This window comes from uncultured Stenotrophomonas sp., from assembly GCF_963519925.1.
GTDB classification, from domain to species: domain Bacteria; phylum Pseudomonadota; class Gammaproteobacteria; order Xanthomonadales; family Xanthomonadaceae; genus Stenotrophomonas; species Stenotrophomonas maltophilia_AE.
Genome location: NZ_CAUQPH010000126.1, coordinates 1 through 10503 on the forward strand (window position 1 = coordinate 1; position 10503 = coordinate 10503).

Below are 10503 nucleotides of genomic sequence, written 5' to 3' on the forward strand. Positions count from 1 at the left end.
GGCCGGACGGGCCACCGCGCGCGGTGCCGGTGCCGGCGCCGGGGCGGCGGCGACCAGGTCCTGCTCGTCCAGGCGGAAGATCGACACGGCGTCGCTGAGGTGGCCGGCCTGTTCTTCCATCGAACGCGCGGCGGCAGTGGCTTCCTCCACCAGCGCGGCGTTCTGCTGGGTGGTTTCGTCCATCTGCACCACGGTCTGGTTGACCTGTTCGATACCGGCCGACTGTTCCTGCGAGGCCGCCGAGATCTCGGCCATGATGTCGGTCACGCGCTGCACCGAGGCGACGATCTCGCCCATGGTGGCGCCGGCCTTCTGGACCAGGGCCGAACCGTCATTGACCTTGCCGACCGAGTCGTCGATCAGGCCCTTGATTTCCTTGGCCGCACCGGCCGAGCGCTGGGCCAGGGTGCGCACTTCCGAGGCGACCACGGCGAAGCCGCGGCCCTGTTCGCCGGCACGCGCCGCTTCGACCGCGGCATTCAGTGCCAGGATGTTGGTCTGGAAGGCGATGCCGTCGATCACCGAGATGATCTCGGCGATCTTCTTGGACGAGGTCTGGATCGCGCTCATGGTGGTCACCACCTGGCCGACCACTTCACCGCCCTGCGAGGCCACGCTGTGCGCGCCGATGGCCAGCTGGTTGGCCTGGCGGGCATGCTCGGCGTTCTGGCGCACGGTGGAGGTGAGTTCCTCCATCGAGGCAGCGGTTTCTTCCAGGTTGGCAGCCTGTTGTTCGGTACGGCGCGACAGGTCGCTGTTGCCGGTGGCGATTTCGCTGGCGGCCGAGCTGATGGCCTGGCTGGACTGCTTGATGCGGGTGACGATGCCGCTGAGCTGTTCGGCGGTGGCGTTGGCGTCGTCGCGCATGGTGGCAAACACGCCTTCGAACTCGCCGTGCATGCGCACGGTCAGGTCGCCCTGCGACAGCGCGGTGAGCAGGCCGGAAATCTGTTCGATGCTGGAGGCGTTCGCGTCGAGCAGGCCATTGATCTGCTGGGCCAGCTGCAGGAAGAAGCCGTCCTTGCCTTCGGCGGCGATGCGGCCGGACAGGTCGCCGGCAGCGGCCTGGGCGATGACGCGCGCCACTTCGGCTTCCACCAGCGCCTCGGGGGTGCGGTCGCGCCATTCGACCACGTGGCCGACGCTTTCGCCTTCTTCATTGCGGATGGTGGACACGACCTGCGCGAACTGGGCGTCGCCGAACTGCATGGCGCGGCGGGCCACGCCGTGCTGCTTGAGGTTGGCCAGCAGGCCGGCGTCCATTTCGCCACGGTGCTCGAGCACGGTCAGCGGACGGCCGACCAGCGAGGTGCTGGCGTCGAAGTCCGGCAGCTGCTTGCGCAGTTCGTCCTGGTACTGGGACAGGGTCTGTTCCAAGGCGCGGTTGGCGTAGACGATGTTGAGGTGGTTGTCGGTCAGGTACACGCCGGTGGAGCTGTAATCCAGCGCGGTGCGGATGCGCAGGTTCTCGCGGGCCACGGCCTGTTCGGTTTCGGTGCGCTCGCGCAGGTCGCGCTGCATGCGCTGCATGGCCTGCATCAGGTCACCGACTTCGTCCTTGCGGCTGACGTCGATATGGCCATCGAGCTTGCCGCCGGCCACTTCGTTGGACACCAGCACCGCGCCACGGACGGCGCCGACCAGCGAGCGGGCGAACAGGTAGACCAGCACCAGGCCGAGCGCGGCGCCGCCGAGCAGGGCGATGACGGTGAGGGTGGCGGAGGTGGCGTAGGTGCTTTCCGCTTCTTCGCGCGAGGCGCGGGCAAGGCGGTTGTCTTCGGCGATCAGGGTCTCCAGGGCGGCGGAGGCCTTGAGGTGCTTGGTGCGGGTTTCGCCGACGAAGGTATCGACGGCGTCGTCCGGCAGGTCCAGCTCGAGCATTTCGGTGACGGCGTCGTAGGAGGCGAGCGAGTCGTTCCAGTCCTTGGCGAAGGCGTCGAACAGCTTCTTCTGCTGCGGGCTGTCGATCAGCTCGGGGTACTTCTTGATCGAGGCGGCGATCTTGCCGCGCAGGTCGGCGGCGCGGGTCTTGGCTTCGGCCTTGACGTCGTCGCTGGCGCGGATCAGGCCCTGGTAGGCGGAGTTGCGGTATTCACCGAGCATGCCGCGCATTTCGCCGGCCAGGCGGATGCTCTCCATCCGGTTGCCGGCCAGTTCGGTGGTTACGTTGTTGAGGGAGTGCAGGCCACGGTAGGCGACCACGCCCTGCAGCAGCATCACCAGCAGGATTACGCCGAAAGTCAGCATCAACTTCGGCATCAGTTTGAGGTTCTTGATCCATTGCATGGTGGTGCACTCTCCGGTGGCAGACGCGCCCGGGCATCAGGCCCGGTTGCAACGACCACGCCGGCGCGGGCCGGCGTGGCAGGGCATGGGGCTATTACTTGATGTTGGCGAGCTTGAGGCCGGACGGCGAGCTGACTTCGATTTCAGCGCGCGAGGCGTCGCGGGCGATCTTGCCGATCACGCAGACGGTCTTGCCTTCCAGGGTTTCCAGCGGGAAGCTGAACTTGCCGCGGTTTTCGCCGGCGATGCGGGCCGAGAAGGTGTGGCGCGGGAAGGCGCCGCCCATGTACAGGAAGGTCGGCTGGCCTTCGGAGCCTTCGGCGTAGCGGGCCTTTTCGACCTTGCCGCAGACCATGCCGTCCTTGCCGACCGAACGCGCCGCCAGCTCCGGCGGGATCATTTCGGCGGACTGGGCGAAGGCGGAGGAGGCGGAAGCGGCGAGGACGGCGATCGACAGCAGGGTGGGCAGGGTCTTCATCGGGAGTTCTCCGGGGGATATGGATAGTTGGCCCGGTGGTGGGTGAGCCCACGCAGCCGGTTCCTGAATCCAGCTATCGGCCATTCGCGACAGAACTGAAGGATTTTTGTTGAACGAAAATCGATCCGATCCGGCGCAATGGGGGGTGGGTCAGGCAGCGGCGTCTTCGACGGCGGCAGGCTGGCCCATGTCGGCGCTGTCGAGCAGGGTTTCGATATCCAGCAGGATCAGCATGCGGTCGTCCTGGGTGCCGATGCCGGAGATGAAGCGGGTATCGACGGCGGCGCCGAATTCGGGGGTGGGGCGGATCTGGTCGGCGCTGAGCGGAATGACGTCGGAGACGCTGTCGACGACGATGCCGACGACGCGGTTGTCGACGTTGAGCACGATCATGACGGTGAAGGCGTCATAGCGCGCGTCGTCCAGGCGCAGCTTGAGGCGCAGGTCGATGACCGGGACGATGGTGCCGCGCAGGTTGATCACTCCCTTGATGTAGTCGGGGGCGTCGGGGACGCGGGTGACCGAGTCATAGCCGCGGATTTCCTGGACCTTGAGGATGTCCACGCCGTAGTGCTCGGCGCCGAGGGTGAAGCTGAGGTACTCGCCACCGCTGCTGGCGGCGTTGGGGTTGCTGTCGTTCATGGAAGGAATCCTGGGTCGGGCGTGGCGGTCGGAAAACCGGGGCGTCATTCCGGATATCGGCCTGGATCGCGACGACTTTAGGGAAGAGCGTCCGACCAACGGTCGGACCTGCGCGGGCCTCCGAATCGGTTCCTACGTCGCTGTCATTCCCCGTTCTTGCGGGCGCTGCGCTGGCGGTCGATGCGGAAGATGTAGCGCTGGATGGCGCTGTCGCCGCCGCGGGGCAGGCCGTCGAAACGCATGCCGATGCGCTTCATTTCCACACCGTTGGGGAGTTTCTGCGCCAGCTGGTTGCAGACGATCAGCGAGACCTGCATGGCGCCGGTGTCGGGCATGTCGAGGCGGGCGTCATAGCGCTTCTGCAGCGAGAACGCGTTGCAGTTCGCCGGTACGGTGACGGCCAGGCCGCCGCCGCTGATGTCGACCACGCGCAGGTGCAGGGCCTCGCTGCGGTCCTCGTTGATCGGGAACAGCAGGTGCGGGGAATCGGTGACCGGCGTCTCCAGCCGGTACAGCTCGCGACGCTGCAGGTGCACCAGTTCGGTGGGGAAGGGAACGCGGAAGGCCACGTGGCCGTGGCCGCCGGTGCGCTCCAGGTGGTCCAGGCGAAAGCGCACCATCACCCGGTCCAGCTGGGCGAAGCACAGCAGGTGGCCAGCCTCTTCGGCCGCGCGGTTGGAGGATTCGGACGGGCTGCCGTCCAGCAGCAGGTAGTCGTCGTCCTCGTCCAGCTCCAGGATCGCGGTCGGGAACGACTGGTCGCGGCCGCCCAGGTGGGCGGTGAGCAGCGAGCGCTGGTCGATCAACGCCTGCAGCAGCTGGCGGATCTGCCGGGGGTTGCGGACCAGGTAACGATCGTCCGCGCCGTCATCGTGGTCGGCGTGGGACGCGTCGTGGGTTTCAAGGCTGCCTTCGGACATGGACTCTGCTGCGTTGGGCGGGTACAGATTTCGTGCGAAATCAGGTCTCTGTCCGTTTATCGGCAGCGGTTCACAATAATGTAGGGCGAATCTGTGTAGGGCCTTTTGTGCGGTGCAATGGAGTGCGGTACGCCACAACGACGACACCCCGCCGGAGCGGGGTGTCGAGGGTGACGGACCGTTGCGATCAGAACTCCTGCCAGTCGCCTTCGCCCGCCAGCGCCGGTTCGCGCACCGCCGGTCGGCGCACCGGTGCCGGCGCGCTGCGCGGACGTGCCGCGGCAGGACGTCCGCCCGTGATGGCCGGCACGGGCACGGCGGCGGCCACCGCCTGGCCATCCAGCTTGAACAGCGCCACCGCGTCGTTGAGCTGACCGGCCTGTTCTTCCATCGAACGCGCCGCCGCCGTGGCTTCCTCCACCAGCGCAGCGTTCTGCTGGGTGGTCTCGTCCATCTGCATCACGGTCTGGTTGACCTGCTCGATGCCGGCGGACTGTTCCTGCGAGGCGGCCGAGATCTCGGCCATGATGTCGGTCACGCGCTGCACCGACGCCACGATCTCGCCCATGGTGGCGCCGGCCTGGTTGACCAGTGCCGACCCTTCGGCGACCTTGCCGACCGATTCGTCGATCAGGCCCTTGATCTCCTTGGCCGCACTGGCCGAGCGCTGGGCCAGGGTGCGCACTTCGGAGGCGACCACGGCGAAGCCGCGACCCTGTTCGCCGGCACGCGCCGCTTCCACCGCCGCGTTCAGCGCCAGGATGTTGGTCTGGAACGCGATGCCGTCGATCACCGTGATGATGTCGGCGATGCGGCGCGAGGAGGCGTCGATCTCGTGCATGGTGCTGACCACCTTGCCGACCACCTCACCGCCCTGCGACGCCACCGAGTGCGCGCCGATCGCCAGCTGGTTGGCCTGGCGCGCGTGTTCGGCATTCTGGCGCACGGTGGAGGTCAGTTCCTCCATCGAGGCGGCGGTTTCTTCCAGGTTGGCGGCCTGCTGCTCGGTACGGCGCGACAGGTCGTTGTTGCCCGAGGCGATTTCGCCGGCGGCGGTGCTGATGCTGCCCGAGGCATGCTGGATGCGGCTGACGATCCGGGTCAGCTGCGCGACGGTGGTGTTGGCGTCGTCGCGCATGCTGGCGAACACGCCGTGGAACTCCCCATGCATGCGGGCGGTGAGGTCGCCGTTGGCAATGGCCTGCAGCAGGTGCGACAGCTGCGAGAGGTTGCCGTCGGCCACGTCCATCATGGTGTTGAGGTGTTCGATCATGATCCGGAAATCGTGATCGAAGCGCTGCGCGTCGCCGCGCTGGCTGAAGTCGCCGGCCGCAGCGGCCTGGGCCAGGGTCTGGATCTGGGTATTGATCGCCAGCAGGCTGGCCTTGGCCGCGTCCATCGATTCGTGCAGGATCGCGCGGGTGCCGGGCAGGCGGCGCGCGTCCCGCGACAGGTCGCCGGCGTCGTACTGGTTGAGCACGTCGATCGCGTCGCGGATCGAATCCAGGTGCTCGAAGATCACCGTGTTGACGCCCACCGCGAGCTGGCCGTACACGCCCGGGAAGTCTTCCGGGATGCGGTGGCTGATGTCGGGGCCGGCGTGCATTTCAACCATCTGCTGGGTTTCGCTGGAATAGCGACGCAGCATCTGGGTCATGTCGCGGGTAGCGGCCAGCATGCGACCGGCTTCATCGGCGGTGGTGCTGGACGGAATGTTGACCGACAGGTCGCCACGCGCCACCGACTGGATGGCATGCATGGCCTGGCGGATCGGACCGGTGATGGCGCGCGAGATCACCACGCCCATGGCCACGGCGAGCAGCGTGAGCAGCGATACGGTGACGATGATCGCCATCACGCTGGCGCGGTGGGTCGCGTTGGCGGCGTCGATCTTGGACAGCATCAGGCCGCTGCTGAAGGCACCCAGTTCCTTGAGGTGTTCGAACATGGCGCGGCGTGCCGGGCGCGACTTCTCGTCGGAGATCTGCTGCGCGAGCACGCCGTCGGCGGCGGCGACGGCAGTGCGCATTTCCGCATTGGCGGCGAAGTACACCTCCAGGTCGGCGGCCACTTTCCGGTACAGCGCCTTCTCCTCCTCACCGGCGGGCAGCGCGGCGTAGGCCTTCAGCTCGTCGCGGACGATCTTGGCGGTGGCGTCCATGCGCTTGTTGTAGTCCGCGACCTTGTCGGCCTGGTCGAGCATGGTGAGCTGGGCCAGTTCGAACGTGCGGAACTCACCGAGCTGCGCGCGGACTTCGCCCAGGTGCTGCACCGAGGGAATGTCGTTGCTCGCCATCTCGGCCAGCTCGGCGTTGACGCCGTTCAGACGCAGCAGGGCAAACACGCCCAGCCCGATGGTCATCACGGTGGTGAGGGCAAACCCGACCGCGAGCTTGCGGCTGATGGGCAGATCATGGAACCACTTCATGCGGGGAACTCCGGGCAGGGCAGGGACGCACAGCCGTGGAAACGTTGTGCGGAAGGGCGAAAGGCGAAAGCGGCGAAGCGGCAGGGCGTAAGGCGGGCGATGAATGTGTCATCGCTATTGCGGATAACGGCGGCTCGGGCCGGTTTCTTGAGCGCGCGATGTCACATTTTTTCGAGGTCCACGCAACGGCGCGGTTTGCCGCCGATGGTTGCGAAAACAAGCAATGCCAACGGTTTTGCCATGCGGTGGCGAATGGGTCGTGGATACGCGTCCGTATCGGTGCCGACCGACATCACGTTTTTCCATGAAACGTTCAGACGCCGACAAACAAAAACGCCCCCGTCATCAACGGGGGCGTTCCAGCCGGCCAACGGCCGGCGCTACCGGGCTGTTTTTACGCCGCCTGCGGAACGCGCAGCGAGCGCACCAGGCCGCCGATGTCCACGATCAGGGCGACGCGGCCGTCGCCGAGGATGGTGGCGCCGGACACGCCACCGATGCGCCGGTAGTTGTTCTCGATGTTCTTCACCACGACCTGCTGCTGGCCGACCAGTTCGTCCACTTCCAGCGCGATCTTCTGGCCGTCGCCCTCGACCACCACCACCAGCGAGTCGTCGCTGGCGCGGCGACCGTAGCCGTAGTACTCGCTCAGCGACAGGATCGGCAGGTATTCGCCGCGTACGCGCAGGACGCGGCCTTCGCCGGCCATCGACCGCACGTCTTCGGCCTGTGGCTGCAGCGCTTCGAGCACGTACGCCAGGGGAAGGATCAGGGTTTCGCCGGCCACCGACACGGTCATGCCGTCGAGGATGGCCAGGGTCAGCGGCAGGCGGATCAGTACGCGGGTGCCGTTGCCGGTGCGGCTTTCCAGCTGCACTTCGCCGCCCAGCGCCTGGATGTTGCGGCGGACCACGTCCATGCCCACGCCACGCCCGGAAAGATCGGTGACCGCATCGGCGGTGGAGAAGCCGGGCTGGAAGATCAGGTCCCAGACCTGCGCGTCGGTGGGGTTGTCCGGCACGGCCAGGCCGCGCTCGTGCGCCTTGGCGAGGATCTTGTCGCGGTTCAGGCCGCGGCCGTCGTCGCTGACTTCGATCACGATGTGGCCGCCCTGGTGCGATGCCGCCAGGGTGATCGTGCCGGTTTCGTCCTTGCCGGCGTCGCGGCGGACGTCGGGCATTTCCAGGCCGTGGTCGATCGAGTTGCGCACCAGGTGGACCAGCGGGTCGGCGATCTTTTCGATCAGGCCCTTGTCCAGTTCGGTGCCTTCACCGATCGTGCGCAGGCGCACCTGCTTGCCCAGGCGCGAGGAGAGGTCGCGGACCAGGCGCGGGAAGCGCCGGAACACGGCGTCCACCGGCAGCATGCGCACGCCGATCACCGCTTCCTGCAGGTCGCGGGTATTGCGTTCCAGCAGGTCCAGGCCGGCGAACAGCTGTTCGGCGTGGACCGGGTCCAGGGCGTTGGAGACCTGCTTGAGCATGGCCTGGGTGATGACCAGTTCGCCGACCAGGTTGATCAGCGCATCGACCTTTTCCACCGCCACGCGGATCGAGCTTTCCGCTTCCTGCGCGGCGGCCGGGGCACTGGCGGCCGCAGGCGCGGCGGTAACGGGCGCGGCCACGGCGGCAGGCGCTGCAGCCGGGGCGCTGGTGGCCAGGCTCGGCGGTGCGGCCGGGCGGATGTCCAGTTCGCAGTCGTCCACGACCCAGGCGAAGGTGTCTTCGATCTTGCTGCGCGGGACCTTGCCGACCAGGCCCAGGTCCCAGGCCAGGTGGGCCTCGAGCGGGTCGAGCTGGTCGAAGCCGGGCAGGCGCTCCATGCGCGCGGCGACCTGCAGCGAGCCCAGGTGTTCCAGTTCGCGGATGATCCGCAGCGGATCGTTGCCGCTCATGAACAGCGACGGTGCCGGCACGAAGCCGATCTGCCACGCTTCCGGGGTGTCGTCGACCTTGGCTGCGGCCGGTGCCGCGGTAGCGGCGGCCTGGCCGGACAGGACCGCTTCCAGCCGCGCCTTGATCGCGGACACCGCCTGCGGGTCGGCCGGCTGGCCGTGTTCGGCTTCGCGCAGCAGGGCGCGCAGCACGTCCACCGAGGACAGCATCGCATCGACTGCGGTGGCTTCCAGCGCGCGCTTGCCGGCGCGCAGCTCATCCAGCAGCGTTTCCAGCACGTGGGTCAGCGCGGCGATGGCGTCGAAGCCGAAGGTACCGGCGCCGCCCTTGATCGAGTGCGCGGCGCGGAACACCGAGTTGATGATTTCCGGATCCTGCTGGCCCGATTCCAGTGCCAGCAGCCCGGCTTCCATGGCGTCCAGGCCTTCGCGGCTTTCCTCGAAGAAGGTGGCGTGGAAGCGTTGCAGGTCCATGCTCATGGCAGTTCGGGTCCGGTTACCAAAGGGGAAGGAAGGGGCGGGGCGGGATCAGCCCAGGACTTTCTGGACGGTGGCGACCAGCTGTTCCGGGTTGAACGGCTTGACCAGCCAGCCGGTGGCGCCGGCGGCCTTGCCTTCGGACTTCTTGTCGGCGGCCGACTCGGTGGTCAGCATCAGCATCGGGGTGAACTTGTAGTCCGGCAGCTGGCGCAGTTCGCGGATCAGCGAGATGCCGTCCATGTTCGGCATGTTCACGTCGGTCACCACCGCGTTGAAGCGCTGGCCCTTGGCGCGCCCGAGCGCGACCGCGCCGTCTTCGGCTTCTTCGACGGAGAAGCCGGCCGAGGTGAGGGCGAAGGAAACCATCTGGCGCATCGACGCCGAGTCGTCCACCACCAAGATACGTGCGCTCATGCCGCGTTCTCCACAGATTTCAGGTTGTCATGGGTTGCATCCAGGCCCAGGGCCTGGGTGACGCCGAGCAGTCGCGCGGCGTCGCGGAAGGTGCTGGTGCAGCCCTCGAATGCGGTCGGGTTGCCGGCCTGGCGGCGGGCTTCGACGAACGCGCACAGGACCTGCACCGACGCGGTATGGATACGGCCGACCTGGCTGGCGTCCAGCGTCAGGTCGCCGCCCTGGTCCACCAAGGGGGCCAGGCGTGTTTTGAGCTCGGTGCTGCTCTCGATTCCGAGATCATCACCCAGGGCCACAGTGCTCATCGTTGCTCCGGACAAACGGTTCCAAGGTCAATAACGGCGTAAACCAGCGAACCTTTAGGGGAGATCGTCGTAGAGCCACGCCCTGCGTGGCTGGGAGGGCGGCACCGTGCTCAGCCACGCAGGGCGTGGCTCTACGTCGGGTCTTCCGGGTCAATTCAGCAGCTGGGTGGCATCCAGCAGGATCATCGGCTGCGCGGTCACCCGCGCCACCCCCCGGAACAGGTCGTTGGAGATCTGGCAGATGCGGGCGGTGTCGGGCGGCTCGATCTGCGAATCGGTCAGGTTGGCCACGTCTTCCACGGCCGACACGCGCAGGCCCATGGTTTCGCCGTTCTCTTCCAGCACCACGATGCGTGTGTTGGCGTCGTCCTGGGCCGGACCGGCACCCAGGTGGATGCCCAGGTCCATGACCGGCACCACCTGGCCGCGCAGGTTCATGATGCCCAGCATGGCCGAGGCGGTACCGCGCAGCGGCAGCAGCGGTACCGGCAGCACCACTTCTTGCACCTTCAACAGCTCCAGCGCATAGGCTTGGACGCCGCAGCGCAGGCGCAGCCAGCGCGAGGTACGCTCGCTGGCGCGGCGATCGCTGCGCGGGCTGGACGCGGGGTTGCGGGCCTGGGCCTGCAGTTCCTGCCAGCTGCTGGGGCGGCCGG

At 67.4% G+C, this 10503-nt stretch carries 10 protein-coding genes; all 10 read right to left on the bottom strand.

The window, feature by feature from the left end; genetic code table 11:
* Window positions 1-2286, bottom strand: a 2286-nt coding sequence (locus RWO33_RS16465; protein WP_314106244.1) for a methyl-accepting chemotaxis protein, incomplete at its 3' end; no start/stop codon positions are given.
* 94 nt (window positions 2287-2380) lie between these two features.
* Window positions 2381-2764 carry a hypothetical protein gene (locus RWO33_RS16470; RefSeq protein ID WP_145477755.1) on the bottom strand — a complete coding sequence of 128 codons (384 nt, stop codon included), beginning with the start codon at window positions 2762-2764 and terminating at the stop codon, window positions 2381-2383.
* Between the two features lie 150 nt (window positions 2765-2914).
* The gene (locus RWO33_RS16475; protein ID WP_145477754.1) at window positions 2915-3406 is read right to left on the bottom strand and encodes a chemotaxis protein CheW; all 492 of its coding nucleotides are present in this window, start codon (window positions 3404-3406) and stop codon (window positions 2915-2917) included.
* Window positions 3407-3549: 143 nt separating this feature from the next.
* A complete protein-coding gene (locus RWO33_RS16480; protein WP_145477753.1) occupies window positions 3550-4326 on the bottom strand; it encodes a flagellar brake protein in 777 nt (258 codons plus the stop codon).
* Between the two features lie 187 nt (window positions 4327-4513).
* Complete coding sequence (locus tag RWO33_RS16485) at window positions 4514-6754, bottom strand: methyl-accepting chemotaxis protein (RefSeq protein WP_314106245.1); 2241 nt, start codon at window positions 6752-6754, stop codon at window positions 4514-4516.
* A 161-nt stretch (window positions 6755-6915) separates the two neighbouring features.
* The gene (locus RWO33_RS16490) at window positions 6916-7047 is read right to left on the bottom strand and encodes a hypothetical protein (RefSeq protein ID WP_314106246.1); all 132 of its coding nucleotides are present in this window, start codon (window positions 7045-7047) and stop codon (window positions 6916-6918) included.
* Between the two features lie 101 nt (window positions 7048-7148).
* On the bottom strand, window positions 7149-9128 hold the full coding sequence (locus RWO33_RS16495; protein WP_314106247.1) for a chemotaxis protein CheA: 1980 nt from the start codon (window positions 9126-9128) through the stop codon (window positions 7149-7151).
* 48 nt (window positions 9129-9176) lie between these two features.
* Complete coding sequence (locus tag RWO33_RS16500) at window positions 9177-9542, bottom strand: response regulator (RefSeq protein WP_038688521.1); 366 nt, start codon at window positions 9540-9542, stop codon at window positions 9177-9179.
* A complete protein-coding gene (locus RWO33_RS16505; protein ID WP_145477750.1) occupies window positions 9539-9847 on the bottom strand; it encodes an STAS domain-containing protein in 309 nt (102 codons plus the stop codon). Before RWO33_RS16505 ends, RWO33_RS16500 begins: the two co-directional genes overlap by 4 nt.
* A 150-nt stretch (window positions 9848-9997) precedes the next feature.
* Window positions 9998-10503 (bottom strand): chemotaxis protein CheW (locus RWO33_RS16510; RefSeq protein WP_314106248.1); only part of this gene is annotated, 506 nt, incomplete at its 5' end.